The organism is Amycolatopsis sp. WAC 01416, assembly GCF_003947485.1.
Classification (GTDB): Bacteria; Actinomycetota; Actinomycetes; order Mycobacteriales; family Pseudonocardiaceae; genus Amycolatopsis.
Genome location: NZ_QHHX01000006.1, coordinates 303,056 through 317,473 on the forward strand (window position 1 = coordinate 303,056; position 14,418 = coordinate 317,473).

The 14,418-nt window shown below is 69.3% G+C and carries 17 protein-coding genes; 7 read left to right on the forward strand and 10 right to left on the reverse strand.

Annotation, left to right across the window (positions count from 1 at the left end):
• The 9 genes from DL990_RS22195 to DL990_RS22230 form a co-directional block, all read right to left on the reverse strand.
• Entirely contained in the window at positions 1–939 is a 939-nt protein-coding gene (locus DL990_RS22195; protein WP_125785234.1) for a 3-hydroxyacyl-CoA dehydrogenase NAD-binding domain-containing protein, read from the reverse strand.
• Complete coding sequence (locus DL990_RS22200) at positions 936–1,682, reverse strand: acetoacetate decarboxylase (RefSeq protein WP_125799793.1); 747 nt, start codon at positions 1,680–1,682, stop codon at positions 936–938. The genes DL990_RS22195 and DL990_RS22200 overlap by 4 nt, the downstream gene beginning before the upstream one ends.
• A gap of 1 nt (position 1,683) precedes the next feature.
• Entirely contained in the window at positions 1,684–2,451 is a 768-nt protein-coding gene (locus DL990_RS22205; protein ID WP_125799794.1) for a crotonase/enoyl-CoA hydratase family protein, read from the reverse strand.
• Positions 2,452–2,460: 9 nt separating this feature from the next.
• Positions 2,461–3,618, reverse strand: a complete 1,158-nt coding sequence (locus DL990_RS22210) for a CaiB/BaiF CoA-transferase family protein (protein WP_125785237.1) — start codon at positions 3,616–3,618, stop codon at positions 2,461–2,463.
• Between the two features lie 252 nt (positions 3,619–3,870).
• Positions 3,871–4,779, reverse strand: coding sequence for a LysR family transcriptional regulator (locus DL990_RS22215; protein WP_125785238.1), 909 nt, complete (start codon positions 4,777–4,779; stop codon positions 3,871–3,873).
• A 41-nt stretch (positions 4,780–4,820) separates the two neighbouring features.
• The gene (locus DL990_RS22220; protein ID WP_125799795.1) at positions 4,821–6,185 is read right to left on the reverse strand and encodes a cell wall metabolism sensor histidine kinase WalK; all 1,365 of its coding nucleotides are present in this window, start codon (positions 6,183–6,185) and stop codon (positions 4,821–4,823) included.
• Entirely contained in the window at positions 6,182–6,871 is a 690-nt protein-coding gene (locus DL990_RS22225; protein ID WP_125799796.1) for a response regulator transcription factor, read from the reverse strand. The genes DL990_RS22220 and DL990_RS22225 overlap by 4 nt, the downstream gene beginning before the upstream one ends.
• A gap of 12 nt (positions 6,872–6,883) precedes the next feature.
• Positions 6,884–7,048 (reverse strand): hypothetical protein, encoded by a 165-nt coding sequence (locus tag DL990_RS41505; RefSeq protein ID WP_199746534.1) that lies wholly within the window; start codon positions 7,046–7,048, stop codon positions 6,884–6,886.
• The gene (locus DL990_RS22230) at positions 7,045–7,413 is read right to left on the reverse strand and encodes a hypothetical protein (protein ID WP_125785241.1); all 369 of its coding nucleotides are present in this window, start codon (positions 7,411–7,413) and stop codon (positions 7,045–7,047) included. The genes DL990_RS41505 and DL990_RS22230 overlap by 4 nt, the downstream gene beginning before the upstream one ends.
• 73 nt (positions 7,414–7,486) lie before the next feature.
• On the opposite strand from DL990_RS22230, the gene DL990_RS22235 reads away from it, so the two are divergent.
• The 4 genes from DL990_RS22235 to DL990_RS22250 are packed head-to-tail and all read left to right on the forward strand — an operon-like array spanning position 7,487 to position 10,782.
• Positions 7,487–9,283 carry a CocE/NonD family hydrolase gene (locus tag DL990_RS22235; RefSeq protein ID WP_125799797.1) on the forward strand — a complete coding sequence of 599 codons (1,797 nt, stop codon included), beginning with the start codon at positions 7,487–7,489 and terminating at the stop codon, positions 9,281–9,283.
• Between the two features lie 30 nt (positions 9,284–9,313).
• Positions 9,314–9,751 (forward strand): SRPBCC family protein, encoded by a 438-nt coding sequence (locus tag DL990_RS22240; protein ID WP_125785243.1) that lies wholly within the window; start codon positions 9,314–9,316, stop codon positions 9,749–9,751.
• A 51-nt stretch (positions 9,752–9,802) separates the two neighbouring features.
• Positions 9,803–10,384, forward strand: coding sequence for a TetR/AcrR family transcriptional regulator (locus tag DL990_RS22245; RefSeq protein WP_125785503.1), 582 nt, complete (start codon positions 9,803–9,805; stop codon positions 10,382–10,384).
• Between the two features lie 35 nt (positions 10,385–10,419).
• Positions 10,420–10,782: a helix-turn-helix domain-containing protein gene (locus DL990_RS22250; protein ID WP_005166650.1), complete on the forward strand. Its 363-nt coding sequence runs from the start codon at positions 10,420–10,422 to the stop codon at positions 10,780–10,782.
• Here DL990_RS22250 and DL990_RS22255 read toward each other — a convergent pair.
• Complete coding sequence (locus DL990_RS22255) at positions 10,767–11,402, reverse strand: TetR/AcrR family transcriptional regulator (RefSeq protein WP_125785244.1); 636 nt, start codon at positions 11,400–11,402, stop codon at positions 10,767–10,769. The genes DL990_RS22250 and DL990_RS22255 overlap by 16 nt on opposite strands.
• An 84-nt stretch (positions 11,403–11,486) precedes the next feature.
• On the opposite strand from DL990_RS22255, the gene DL990_RS22260 reads away from it, so the two are divergent.
• The 3 genes from DL990_RS22260 (at position 11,487) to DL990_RS22270 (ending at position 14,409) form a co-directional block, all read left to right on the forward strand.
• Positions 11,487–11,999, forward strand: coding sequence for a PH domain-containing protein (locus DL990_RS22260; RefSeq protein WP_125785245.1), 513 nt, complete (start codon positions 11,487–11,489; stop codon positions 11,997–11,999).
• Positions 11,996–13,501, forward strand: a complete 1,506-nt coding sequence (locus DL990_RS22265) for a PH domain-containing protein (RefSeq protein WP_125785246.1) — start codon at positions 11,996–11,998, stop codon at positions 13,499–13,501. Before DL990_RS22260 ends, DL990_RS22265 begins: the two co-directional genes overlap by 4 nt.
• Positions 13,502–13,647: 146 nt before the next feature.
• Positions 13,648–14,409, forward strand: coding sequence for an isocitrate lyase/phosphoenolpyruvate mutase family protein (locus DL990_RS22270; protein WP_125799798.1), 762 nt, complete (start codon positions 13,648–13,650; stop codon positions 14,407–14,409).
• The last annotated feature ends 9 nt before the right edge of the window (positions 14,410–14,418 follow it).

A 14,418-nucleotide genomic window follows, 5' to 3' on the forward strand; every position in this document is an offset into this window, starting at 1 on the left:
TCAGTTCTCCTCCTTGCGGGTACTGACGGCACTGTCCAAAGCGGACAGCACCGCGAGCTGCTTGCGGTCGCGCGCCTCGGCGAGTTCCGAGTACGTGGAGGAGCCGTAAGCGGATTCCACGGCTTCGATGAGCCGTTCCTGTTCTTCGGGGCTCTGCGAGGGCTGACCGAGGCCCGCCCACATCTTCTTCATCGACTTACCGATGTGCTCGGCCATGTGCCGGTAGCCGCCGGGGCCGCCGCCCAGATGCGAGCCGAGGAACGGCCCGACGGTGGACCAGCGGATGCCGAGCGAGTTCGTCATCACCGCGTCCAGTTCGGACGGTGACACGACGCCCTGTTCCACCAGGTAGATCGCCTCGCGGCTCAGCGCGTTCTGCAGCCGGTTGCCGACGAAGCCGGGGATCTCCTTGCGCTCCACCACCGGGGTGCGGCCGACGAACCGGTAGAACTCGACGGCGCGGTCCACCGACTCGGCGCTGGTGCGCTCACCGGGTACGACCTCTACCAGCGGGATCAGGTGCGGCGGGTTGAACGGGTGTCCGATCAGGACTCGCGACGCGTCCTCCAGCTCCGAAGCGAAAGCAGTCGAGGGGATCGCGGACGACGAGCTGAGAAGCAGCGCGTGAGACGGTGTTTCGCGGACCAAGGTCGCGAACAGTTCCTTCTTGAACTCGACGTTCTCGGGTCCGTTCTCCTGCACGACATCCGCGTTCCGGACGGCTTCGGAGACATCAGCGGCGAGGCGGACGCGTGGGGCGAGTTCCGCGGCATCCCGGCCGAGATGCGGGGCGAACGTCTCCAGTGCGCCGGCGACGACGTCGGCGAGATCCGGCCGCGGGTCCGAGACCAGGACCTCCATGTCGTGCGCGGCGAACAACGCCGTCCACGACAGGCCGATGGTGCCCGCGCCGATCACCGCGGCGTTCCGGAAAGTCATGACCGTGCTCCCTTCAAGTAGTCGAAGACCGGCTTGACCGGGGCGAGCGTCAGGTCGGTGAGGATGTGGCTCGCCGAAACGACCTCCAGCACCGGGAGATCGGCGAGCGGGGCCAGCACGTGCTGGAACAGTTGCAACCGCGCCGGCCCGGTCCACGCCTCCTTGACCACCACGTCGGTGATCTCGGTGCGGACCAGTTCGAAGACCCGGGGCGAACCGTCGTAGTCCGGGATGGTCTTGAGCATGAACGTCGGCACGGTGATCTGCGCTTCGGCCTCGGCCACGTCCAGCCGGTGGTGCTTGTAGCCCATGGTCGCGGTCGCGACGCGCTGGCTGCCGTAGTCGAGCGTTCCGACGAGCGCGCCGTTCTCGGCGAACAAGCTCGGCGATCCGATGGTCTTCGGGTAGGCGCTGATCTCCCGGCCGGACGCGGTGGCCGGGAAGTTGTCGAGGTACATCGCGTGCAGGTACTCGCCACGCTCACCCTCGAAGCTCACCGGGATCGCCTGTCCGGACTCGGTGTAGGGCCCGTAGCCGCTGACGTCGCCCATCTTCATCACCTCGAACCGCACCAGCGGCTCGTCGATCTCCAACGGCTCCGGCACGGCGGCGCGCAGGGCGTCGGCGTCGGTGCGGTAGACGATGTTCAGGTATTCGCGATTCGTGAACCGGGGCACCACGGGCGCGTACGCCGGGTTCGTGAGCGGAGTGGTCACATGCCGGAGGACTTCTTGCTGCTTCATCTCACTCACCTGTCCACTGTGGAGCGCGGCGTTCGGCGAAGGCCCGCATGCCCTCGCGGACGTCGGCCGACTTCATCAACGCCGGGAGCTCCGCGCGCTGGGTGGCAAACGCTTGCGCGTCGGGGACTCCGTCGGCGGCGCGGACGATCTTCTTGACCAGGGCCAGCGCCAGGGGAGCATTGGCGGCGACTTGTTCGGCCAGTTGCAGCGCGACAGCGGCCGCCTCACCGCTCGGGACGACCCGGTTCACCAGTCCGAGGCTTCCGGCGCGTTCGGCGCCGATCGGCTCGCCGGTGAGCAGGAACTCCATCGCCAGGTGGTGCGGGATCCGCTTCGGCAACCGGATCACGCCACCTCCGGCGGCGATCAGCCCACGTTTCACCTCGGGCAGCCCGAACTTGGCGTCTTCGGCGGCGACGATCAGGTCGCAGCCCAGTGCCAGCTCGAACCCGCCGCCCATCGCCCAGCCTTCGACCGCCGCGATCAGCGGCTTCGACAGCTCGGCCTCGGTCAGCCCGCCGAACCCGCGGCCGGGGACCTCGGGCGACTCGCCTTTCAGCGCCGCCTTGAGGTCCATACCGGCACTGAACGAGCCGTCCGCGCCGGTCAGGACTCCGGCCCGCAGGCCGGGATCGGTTTCCAGGAGGTCGAGTGCTTCGGCCAGACCGGCGGCGACGGCGGCGTTCACCGCGTTGCGGGCTTGCGGCCGGTCGATCGTGATCAGCAGCGTGCCGCCGACCCTTTCGGTCCGTACTTCGTTGGTGCTCATGGTTCTTCCTCAGCGAGTGGTGGCGAGTTCACGCAGGACGTCTTCGGTGTCCTGACCCGGCAGGGGAGCCAGGCGCCGCACGGAACCCGGCGTGGCGGAGAACTTCACCGGGATGCCGATGGTGCGGATCGCGCCCTCGCTCGGGTGCTCGACGACGTCGAGCAGGTGACCGTCGCGGACGTAGTCGTCGTCCTGCGCGGTGTCCAGTTCCAGGACCGGGGCCATCGGGATGCTGTGCTTCGCGCAGACCTCGGTCCACTGTTCGGTGGTCAGCGCCGGGGCGCATTCCGCGATCATCCCGGCCAGCGCTTCGTGGTCTGTGCCGTCGATGGCGTCCCCGTTGACCCGGGGATCCTCGGCCAGTTCCGGCCGCCCGGCCGCGTGGAAGAAGTCGCGGAAGTTCTGCGGGTTGTAGGGGATCACGCAGGCCATCCCGTCCTTGGTGTGCACGGCCTGGTGACCGGGGTTCAGCGACGGGCCGAAGCCGGTCGGGCTCTCCGCGGGCTCGAAAACGTGCCCGGCCAGGTGCTCGACCAGGTTGAACGCGATCAGCGTGTCGGTCATCGGGATCTCGACGCGCTGGCCCTCGCCGGTCCGGTCGCGGTGCACCAGCGCGGCGAGCACGGTGTACGCGATGGTCAGGGAGGACACCTTGTCGCCGATGATCGTCGGCAGGTACACCGGCCTGCCCAGTGCGCGGTTCGCGACGTCGACCAGGCCGGACGACGCCTGCACGGTCTCGTCGTAGGCGGCGTGGCCCGCGCGGTCGGAGTCGCTGCGGAAGCCCTGCGCGTGGGCGTAGACCAGGCCGGGGTTGCGCGCGGCGACGTCGGCGTAGTTCATGCCGAGCCTGCTCAGCGCGCCGGGACGCATGTTGGTGATCAGTACGTCGGCGGTGTCGATCAGCTTGAGCGCCTGCTCGCGCTGCTCCTCGTCCTTCAGGTTGAGGGCGACGCTGCGCTTGTTGCGGTTCACGTTCAGGTTGAGCGGCGTCATCCCCGGTGTCGTGCGGAACTTGCCGACCCGGACGGTGTCGGCCGGGGACTCGATCTTGATCACGTCGGCACCGAGGTCGCCGAGGATCTGCGCGGCGTACGGGCCCATGACCACCGTCGAGAGGTCGATCACGCGAACACCGTCCAGCGGTCCGGTAGCGGTTTGTGTCACTTTGCTTCCCTTCGCCGTTGTTCGCTCTACAACCGAAGTTAGGCGCGAATAGCGGGAAAGGGAATGATCAAGAAACGAAGAATGGTATGACCATGGTGGTCATACCATTCTTTGCTCGAATTGGCCGGGCTCACGACCTCCATGCGAAACCGCGCATATAGGCATCGACCAGACATCCTATCGCGCGAAAGTGTCCTTTGTGGACACTCAGGGTGTGGCCGGCTCTCGCAGAGGTTCCGGACGCGGCCGGCGTCAGGTCGAAAGCGGTTCGGCGAAGATCTCGCGGGCCGCCTCGACCAGTCCGGCGAGGTCGCCCTCCGCGGCGCGGTCGCGGCGCCACACCAACGCGGTCTCCAGCCGGGGGCGGAAATCCGAGAACGGGAGGATGGTGGCGCCGTCGACAAGGAACAGATGCATCGGGCTGGCCGGGTCGAGCATCGTGATCGAGAACGAGGAACCGTTCGCCACCAATTCGGAAATGCCCGAATATTCGGTTCCGCCGACTTTGAGCCTTTTCTTGATGCCCGCCTTCGACAACGTGTGGTCCATATCGTCCGAATAGGCCGGAATGCTTTCCGAGGCGGACGGGATGTAGGACAGATCACTCAATTCGGCGATGGTGATGGTCTCCCGCCCGGCGAACCGGTCCGCCGGGACGACGGCGCCGAGCCGCTCCACCTGCACCGGGACGATCTCCAGCGCGGGATCGGTGACCGGCATCCGGACCAGCGACAACGCCAGTTTGCCCTCGTGCACCGCGGCGACCAGATCGGGTGTCGTCCCCGGCCAGCGTTTGAGTTCGAAGCTGTCGTGGCTGCGCTCTTCGAGCTGTTTGACGCGTTCGCGCAAGGCGGGGTGCACACCGGCGGGCATGCCGATGAACACGGTGCTCCGCCGGGGTTTCACCGCTTCCCGCAGTCGCCAGGGGATCGCGTTGACCTGTTCGAGGACGTCCCGCGCGATGGGCAGCAGCGCGGAGCCCGCCGCGGTGAGCGTGACGTGATGCGTGCTGCGGTCGAACAGCCGGTGGCCGAGTTCGTGTTCGAGATCCTTGATGCGCTGGCTCAGCGGGGAGGCGGCCATATGCAGTCTGCGGGCCGCCTGGGAGAAGTTCAGTTCCTCGGCGACGGCCACGAAGTACCGCAGGTGCAACATCTCCACTCGTTCACCCTAGGCCGTGCCCGGTGAGCCCGCTCGCGGTCTCACCGGGCACGGCCTAGCCGCAGGGCCACGGTGAACGCGGCTCCGCCTTCCGGCGCCGGACCCGCCGTCAGCGTTCCGCCCATCCGGGTGACCAGGCCGTACGCCAGCGCGAGCCCGATCCCCGAACCGACCGGACGGCTGTCGCGGTACCGCCGGTTCAGCACGCCGCGGTCGAACGCGACCGGATAGTCCTCCGGCGCCAGCCCGGGGCCGCCGTCGCGCACCGCCAGCCAGGCCTGCCCCTCGGCGGTCACCAGGGAGAACACGATCGGCGCGCCCGCCGGGGTCACGCGCAGCGCGTTCTCGGCCAGCCCGTCGACGACCTGGCGAAGCCGTCGCGGATCGGCGATGACCTGGACCTCACCGGCAGGCCGTTCGACCAGCAGCGTGACATCCTGCCCTTCGCACCGCAGCCGCCAGACGTCGGCGCATTCGTCGACCAGCGCGGCGAGATCGAGCCGGACCGGGTCGAGGCGGAACTCGTCGGCGCCGAGCCTCGCCAGCTCCAGCAGGTCGCTGACCAGGCGTTCCAGCCGGACGGCCTCGCGATGGATGGTCTGCCCGGCGCGGCGCGCGTCCTCGCCTTCGGCCACGCCGTCGCCGATCGCCTCGGCGAATCCGGTGACCGCGGTCAGTGGCGTCCGCAGTTCGTGCGAAACCGAAAGCAGGAACTCGCGTTGCCGCGCCTCGCTGTACTGCAGGGCGTCGGCCAGTTCGTTGACCGATCGCGCCACGTCCGCGACCTCGGTCGGGCCTTCGACCGGGACGCGCAGGTCACGGCGTCCGGACCGCATCCCGTTCGCCACCGACGCGGCCCGGCGCAGCGGCCGCGACAGCATCCGGCTCAGCACCAGCCCCGCGACCGCGACGACCGCCAGCCCGGCGCCGAGCGCGAGCACGATGTTGCGCACCAGCAGCTGTCCGCGCGCCTCGCCGATCTTCGTCGATTGGACGAGCGCGAACGCGGCGCCCTTCGCGCCCACGGTGCGGACTTCGACGAGGTACTGCCGTCCTTCGACGAGCACCGTGTCCGAACCGGCGCGCGTCAATCCCGCTTTCGAAGCGGCGATCGCCGCGACCGTCCCGGCACCGCCGAGCGTCCCGTTCGGGCGGCGGACGACGACGTCGATCCCTTGCCCGCGAACGACTTCCGCGACCTTGCCGACGGCGAGCCGATTGCCGATCCCGGTCTCGTCGAGCTGGCTCGCGACCACATCGGCCTGCGCCGAGAGCGACTGCCGGAGCACCTCGACCCCGGCCGTGCGGACGAGCCGCGCCGCGACCAGGCCGGCGACCACCACCGCGACCGCGGCGATCGCGAGGCACACCACGGTGATCCGCAACGCGAGCGACGTCCGTTTCATCCGGCGTCCGCCGCGTAACCGATGCCACGGACCGTCCTGATCGGACTGTGGGCACCCAGTTTCCCGCGCAGCTGGGCGATGTGGACGTCGACGGTCCGCGTGCCCGCCGACGCCGCGTAACCCCAGACCGAGCTGAGCAGCTGCTCGCGGCTGAACACCTGACCGGGTCGCCGCACCAGATGGGTGAGCAGCTCGAATTCGGTCGACGTCAGCGCGATCTCGGTGTCGGCGGCCCAGACGCGGCGCTGGGTGACGTCGATGCGGACGCCGCCCGCCGTGTAGGTCTCGGCAGGCGACGGTGCTCCGGCGGCGCGACGCAGGACGGTCCGGACCCTGGCCGAGAGTTCACGCGGGCTGAACGGTTTCGTCAGGTAGTCGTCCGCGCCGATCTCCAGGCCCAGCAAGCGATCCAGTTCGTCGTCGCGGGCCGTCACGAACAGCACCGGCGTCCAGTCGCCGTCCGCGCGCAGGGTCCGGCAGATCTCGATACCGTCCATTCCGGACAGTCCGATGTCGAGGACGATCGCGACCGGCCGCAGCCGCCGGATCGTGGCCAGTGCGGCGCCGCCGTCCGCCTCCACGTGGACGCCGAACCCGTCCCGCCGCAAGTACAGCGAAGCGAGTTCGGCGATCGCGGGGTCGTCCTCGACGACCAGTACCAGCCCGCGTCCCGGTTGCGTCGTCACCGGCCGATCCTGTCACGGGGCGGGGTCGCCTGCCATGTCCTGCTCGATCGCGTCGAGGGTCCGCTGGACGTCGCTCAGCTCACCCGGCGCCGGGCTCGAAGCAGGCTTTCCCTCGGTGCAGGCGGCCGCGCCGAACAGCGCGAACGCGGTGAGGGACGCGGCAAGGAGCCGCTTCACTTGCCCGCCTTGCAGTGCGCGCCCGTGAACGCGTCCAGCTTCTGCTTCGCCGCGGCGAGTTCGGGAAGCCGTCCGCCGCGGGTGTCGGCCCGCTTCTGGAGCCTGTCGGCGGTGTCGTTGTGGCCCTTCTTGCGCTGGTTCTCGGCCCTGGCCTTGAGATTCGCCACGGACCCGCGGATCTCGGGGCCGCCGTTGATGCGTTCGGTGAGCTTCGCGGTGCGCTGGGTGAGCTTGGGCAGCCATTCGGCGCACAGTTGCTGCGACTCCTCGGGGCTCAGGGTGATCGGGGCCTGTGCCGAGGCGGCGGGGGCGAGGGCAGTGAGACCGGCCGCGGTCAGGCAGACGGCGATGGTGTGTTTCAGCATGCGAAGAGCGTCGCGCGGCCGGATACGAGAATTGTGGGGACGATGTTCGGGTTTTGTAAGCGATACTCGGTCGATGGGGCTCAAGAGTGTGACCGCCACCGTCGTGGCGATGCTGCTGCTCACCGCCGCACCCGCGATCGCGACGCCCGCGTTCGTCCTGCGCGACGGCGTCAGTGAGCCGGTGTTCTCCTACGAGAAGGCCATCCGGGAGACCGCCTGGGTGGAGACCGGCCAGGACCTCGACCGCGACGGCCAGGTCGACCGAGTCGCCGCGGACATCATCCGTCCGGCCGAACCGGCCGCGCGCGGGCACCGCGTTCCGGTGATCATGGACGTCAGCCCGTACTTCGAAAAGATCGGGCGCGGCAACGAGCGCCAGCCGAAGACGTACCTGCCCTATGGCACGCCGTCGCAGTTCCCGCTCTTCTACGACAACTACTTCGTCCCGCGCGGGTACGCCGTCGTGCTGGTCGACGTCGGGGGCACCAATCGCTCCTCCGGGTGCTTCGACGACGTCGCGTCCGGCAACGGCGTCGTGAACTGGCTCAACGGGCGCGCGAACGCGTTCCGCACGCCGTTCGGGCCCGAGCGGGTCCGCGCGGGCTGGGCGAACGGGTCGGTCGGCGCGATCGGGAAGTCGCAGGACGGGGCCACGGCGATCGGGATGGCCGCGTCCGGGATCGAGGGCCTGAAGACCATCGTGCCGATCGCCGGGGTCAGTTCCTACTACGAGGTCCACAACTCCCATGGCGCCTACTTCGGCTGGGCCGGCGGCCCCGGCCTGTACAACGAACGCGCCGAGAAGCTGTGCCGTCCGTTCGAGGAGGACAACGCGCGGCGCGCGGGGACCGACGGGAACTTCAACGAATACTGGCGCGGCCTCGACTACGTGGCGAAGACCGGCAACATGCGCGCAAGCGTTTTCGCGTCGATGGGCTTCCACGACGTCAACGTCAACCCGATCCAGTTCGGGCCATGGTGGGAGGCCCTGAACGCGCATGGCGTGCCGCGTAAGGCGTGGCTGCACCAGGCGGCGCACGTCGACCCGTTCGACCTCGACCGATCGCTGTTCGTGCGGACACTGCACCGCTGGTTCGACCGGTGGCTGCTCGGCGTCCGCAACGGCGTCGAGACCGAACCCGCGATCCGGATCGAGCACACGCCGGACCGCTGGACCGACGAACGCCGCTGGCCGCTCGCCACGAAGTCGCGCGAGTTGTGGCCTTCGGTGTCGGGCGGGCTGACGAGCCGCCCGGGAAGTGGTGGTGCGGCTTCGGTGACCGACGACCCGGCGCGCGGGGCGTCGCAGTGGGTCGAGACCCCGTCGCAAGCGCGTCCGGACCGGCTGGCCTTCACCGGTGAGCCGGCGCGCACCGACACGCGGATCGCCGGGACCGCCACCGTGACGGTGACCGCCCGTTCGGACAAGCCGGGCGCGCGGCTCGGCGCGGTGCTGGTCGACTACGGTCCCGCGACCGTGCGCGACACGAAGTTCCCCGCGCTGGGCATCGAGAACTCGGAGACCCGCTCCTGCTGGGGCGCGGGCACCACCGCGGACACGGGGTGCTTCCTCGACACCGTCGCGGACCTGACCACTGTGGACAAATGGATCGTGGCCACCGGCTGGGCCGACCTCGGCCACCACCGGTCACTGTGGCGGGGCGAACCGCTCGTACCGGGTAAGGCGTACACGATGACGTTCCGGCTGAGCAGCCTCGACCACGTCGTCCCGGCGGGGCATCGGCTCGCGCTCGTACTGGGCGGGACCGACGGGGACATGTTCGACCCCGCGCTGCCCGCGACCGGTGCCAAGGTGACCTTCGAGCTGGGCGGGACTTCACTGTCGGTGCCGGTCGTCGGCCGCAATTAGTCACCTGCTTGCGCGAGTCAAGGAGCACGTATGGCGAAAATCCAGCGCATATCCGTCCACGGCCACACGAGCGCGAGTCCCGAAGCGGTCTACGCCCTCCTCGTAGACCGCGAGCGCTGGCCCGACTGGTCACCCATGGGCTCGTTCCAGCTGCTCGAAAAGGGTGATGAGAACGGTCTCGGCGCCGTCGGCGTCTTCAGCACCAACGGCGTCAACAGCTGTGAAGAGATCATCGCGCTCGAACCAGGCAAGCGCTTCGGCTACACCCTCAAGAAGGGGCTCCCGCTGCGCGATTACCGCGCCTACGTCGACCTCACCGCCGAGCGGAACGGCACCGACGTCCACTGGCATTCCACGTTCACCGCGAAGATCCCCGGCACCGGCTGGTTCTATCGCCGCTTCCTCGGCCACTTCCTCGGGCGCATGGTCGAGAGCCTCGTGGCGCGCGCCTCGCGCGGCGCACCATAAAGTAGGCGCATGGCCGCACCACGACGCACGCAGGAGGAACGCAGCGCCGCGATGCGCGTCAGGCTGCTCGACGCCACGATCGACTGCCTCGTCGAGTACGGCTACGCGGGCACCACGACCACCCGCGTCGCCGATCGCGCCGGGGTGACCCGCGGCGCGCAGGTGCATCACTTCCCGACCAAGACCGACCTCGTCACCTCCGCGATCCGGCATCTCGCGGCCAGGCGCACCGAGGTCGCGATGGCGGAGATCGACCGGCTCAAGGCGTCGTCCGACCCGGTCGGCGACGCGTTGCAGCTGATGTGGGAGATGCATCAGGGGCCGGTCTTCTCGGCGACCGTGGAGCTGTGGGTGGCGTCGCGGACCGACGCGGAACTGCGCGCCCAGATGGCCGTGGTCGAGCCGATCGCGACCAGCAGCCTGGTCGAGTTCGGCAAGGCGCTGCTGCCGGACCACGCGGCGCATCCGGAGTTCCTGCACGCGGTGTACACGGCGATGGACGTCGTCCGCGGCATCCTCATCGCCAGCTGGGCGACCCGCGACCAGACCGAACTGGAGGCGCGGTGGGAACGCGGCCGCCGTCATCTGATCCTGCTGTTCGAGGCGCTGATGCAGCCCGCTCCCTCTCGTTAGGCATGTTACTCTCCCGGGGAGAGTGAGGAGGTCACGTGCTCGGAAACCCGTACGACCCCGACTGTCCCACCCGCGCGCTGCTCGACCGCATCGGCGATCAGTGGACCGTGCTGATCGTCGGCGTGCTCGGTGACGGCCCGCTCCGGTTCACCGAGATCGGCAAACGCGTGCGCGGCATCTCGCAGAAGGTCCTCACCCAGACGCTGCGCAGCCTCGTCCGCGACGGCATCCTGACGCGCACCGCGTACCCGGAGATCCCTCCGCACGTCGAGTACGAGCTGACCGAGCTCGGGCGCAACCTCGCCGAACCGCTCGACATGCTCGACAAGTGGGCCCGCGTCCACATGGGCGAAGTGCTCGACGCGCGCAAGAGCTACGACGGTCAGCTCACCGCCTGACCGGCATCGGGAGCAGAACCGAACAGCCGGTCGAGGTAGTAGTCCACAGTGGACAGCGCCTCGTCCGGGGTGCGGTGCTTCATCACGATGTTGGTGCCCTGCGAATCGGCGAGCGCCCAGAGGATCGCGGACTCGTGCATCGGGTCGGCGGACTTGTCGACCTCGCCCGCGTCCTGTCCCTGCCGGATCAGGAGGGCGAGCAGGTCGAACAGCTGGGGGACGCCGTCGGTGAACGCGGCCGCGAAGGCGGGATCCGAGATCGCCCGGATGAAGAACGCGACGCCCATCAGCCAGTCGCCGCGCCTGCGCTCGTCGAGCGGCAGGATCTCGGTCAGGATCGCGCGGATGATGGCCTTCGGCGTCGACGGCAGTTCGCCGGCTTCCAGCTGGGCTTTGATGCGCGCTTCGTACACCTGTGAGCGGCGTTCGACGGCGAACAGCAGCATCTCGTCCTTGGTCCTGAAATAGTGCTGCACCAAGCCCATCGACATGCCCGCTTCGGCGGCGACGTGCCGGAGGCTGACTCCCTCGAGGCCTCGTGTGGCCGTCAGCCGTGTCAGCGCCTCGGCGATCTCCGCCCGCCGCGCGGCGTGATCCACCTGCTTCGGCACCTTCACCATCCGTTCCGCTGTTTGCAATGCGATCGCATTGCCACTACGGTCGCATGCTATTACGATGCGATCGCATTGTAAACGATCTCGGGGGTGAACTCGGTGGAAGCCGAACGGGGGAAGGTGCGGTTGAGGCCGCCGCGGAACGCGCTGGATCAGCGGGTCGTCGGCTGGTGGCGGCTGCAGGGAACGCTTTTCTGGGGTACGCCGGTGGTGGTACTGGTGGTGCTCGGGCTGCTCATCACGCCCGCGCGGTTCTGGCTGCTGACACCGGCGGCGGTGTTCGCGGCGCTGGGGCTGGTCTGGGTGATCGCGATGCCGCTGTGGTGGTTCAAGGTGCATCGCTGGGAAGTCACGGAGACGGCGGTGTACGCGCGCTCCGGGTTCTTCTGGCAGGAGTGGCGGGTCGCGCCGATGTCGCGGATCCAGACCGTGGACACCCTGCGCGGGCCGTTACAGCAGGTGTTCAAGCTCGCGACCGTCACGGTCACCACGGCCTCGGCGCGGGGCGCGGTCAAGATCCGCGGGCTCGACCACGAGCTGGCCGCGAGCCTGGCGGAGCAGCTCACCGAAACGACGCAGGCGACGCCGGGGGACGCGACATGACCTCGGGCGAGTTCGAGGGCTGGAGCACACTCGACAAACGCACGCTCGCCGTCACCGCGCTGATGATGGCAGGCGTGGCCGTCGGTGCCGCGATCCCGACCACGCTCGCGATCGTGGGCGGCGGCGCGAGGCTCTGGGTCGCCCTCGCCTGGGTCGTCGCCGGCGGAGTGGTCGTCATCGGCGGCGGCGTACTGGCGGAGCTGTTCTATTGGAAAGGAGTGCGGTACCGGCTCACGCCGGACCGGCTGGAGACGGCGTTCACCCTGGTCTTCCGCTCGAGGAAATCCCTGCAGCGCGAACGGATCCGCAACGTCGACCTGACGGCCAACCCGCTGCATCGCCTGTTCGGCGTCGCGGTGGTGACCATCGGCACCGGCTCGCACGAATCGGGCGGACAGGGCCGGATCAAGCTCAACCCCGTCTCGCGCGCCGAGGCCGAGCGACTGCGCGCGGAGCTGCTGCGCCGCGCGGAAACCACGGAGACCGACGAGGACGCGCCGCTCGCCGAACTGGACCGGGGCTGGATCCGCTACGCGCCGATGTCGTTCCTGACCCCGACGCTCGGCCTCGCGGCGGGTGGTGGCCTCATGCAGATCTCCGAATGGGCGGGCCTGCAGAAAGGTCTGATCGACTGGGTGATCGGCCTCTTCCGCGGGATTCCGCTGGTGGCGGCGATCCTGATCCTGCTGGCGATCGCGATGGTCGTCGGCGTGCTCGGCGCGCTGGGCCTGTGGATCGAAATGTGGTGGAACTACCGGCTCGACCGCGAATCCGGCGGCACACTGCGGGTACGCCGCGGGCTGTTCACCACGCGCTCGATCTCGATCGAGGAACGCCGGATGCGCGGCATCGACCTCGTCGAGCCGCTCGGGAACCGGATCTCCGGCGCGGCGCGTGTCGACGCGATCGCCACCGGCATGCGGCAGAGCGACGACAAGGACAAGACCGACTACCACACGCTTCTGCCGGCCGCGCCCGTCGCGATCGCCAACCGGGTCGCCGCGACGGTGCTGCGTGAACCCGTCTCGCCGACCGAAGCCGTCCGGCTCACCGGACATCCGCGCGCCGCGCGGGGACGGCTGCTGCGCTGGTGGATCGGTTCGGTGGTGGCCCTGCTGGCGATCTTCGCGATCCTCGGCCTCCTGCTGACCGACGTCCTGCTGGTGATCGGCGCCGCGCTCGGTGTCGTGCTGCTGCCGGTTTCGGTGCTGCTGGCGCTGGACGCCTACCGCAACCTCGGACACGGGATCACCGGGCGTTACCTCGTCGGACGGCACGGGACGGTGCGGCGGAGCACATTCGCCCTGGAACGCGAAGGCGTGATCGGGTGGACGGTGAAACAGTCGATCTTCCAGCGGCGCAAGGGTTTGCTGACCGTCGTGGCGACCACGGCCGCCGGAGGCGGGGCGTACGCGGTGTACGACGCAGGGGAGGAGCAGGGGCTGCTGTTCGCCGAGGAGTCCGTGCCGGACCTGCTGACGCCTTTCCTGGAACGGGTCTGACGGGCCGGCTCGCCGCGCCGTAGCGCAGGTCCGTGAAGGCCTCCTTCCCTACCCTCAAAGTAGGGAAGGAGGCCTTCACGGACTTCCCGCGCGGCAGGCCGGACACGTCGGCCGCCGCCGAAGCGTCCGCTCGCTACCGTCGTGCCATGACCGCATTCGCCGCACTCCACGTCCCCGGATCCCCGCTGCTCCTGCCGAACGTCTGGGAGTTCGGTACGGCCGCTTTCTTGGCCGCGCAAGGCTTCCCGGCGCTCGGCACGACCAGCCTCGGGGTCTCCGCCGCCGAGGGCGAGCCGGACGGCGCACCGTCCTCCAAGGACGCCACCGTCCGGCTCGCGCGGCGGCTCGCCGAGCTCGACGTGCTGATCAGCGTCGACCTCGCGGACGGGTTCAGCGACGACCCGGGCGAGGTCGGCGCGCTGGCCGCGGAACCCGCCGAAGCCGGTGTCGCGGGCATCAACCTCGAAGACGCCCTCGGCGACCCTGCGCGGCACGCGGCCAAGATCGCGGCTGCGAAGGAGCACGCTCCGGATCTCTTCGTCAACGCGCGGACGGACACGCATTGGCTGGGGGAGCCCGACATCGGCACCGCGATCGAACGTTGCCGGTCCTATGTGGACGCTGGAGCCGACGGAGTGTTCGCGCCGGGGCTCGCCGAACCCGCGGACGTCGAGCGGTTGGTGAAGGCCGTCGCGAAACCGCTGAACCTGCTGTTCGTCCCCGGCAAGGTCACCGTCGCGGGAGCGGCGGAACTCGGCGTCGCACGGATCAGCCTCGGATCGCTGCCGTACCGGATGGCGCTGGCCGCCACACTGCGCACGGTGACGGCCATCCGCGACGGCGGCGAACTCCCGCTGACCCCGCCGTCCTACGGCGACGTCGCGGCCCTGCTCCCGGAATCTCATTAATCTCGGGAG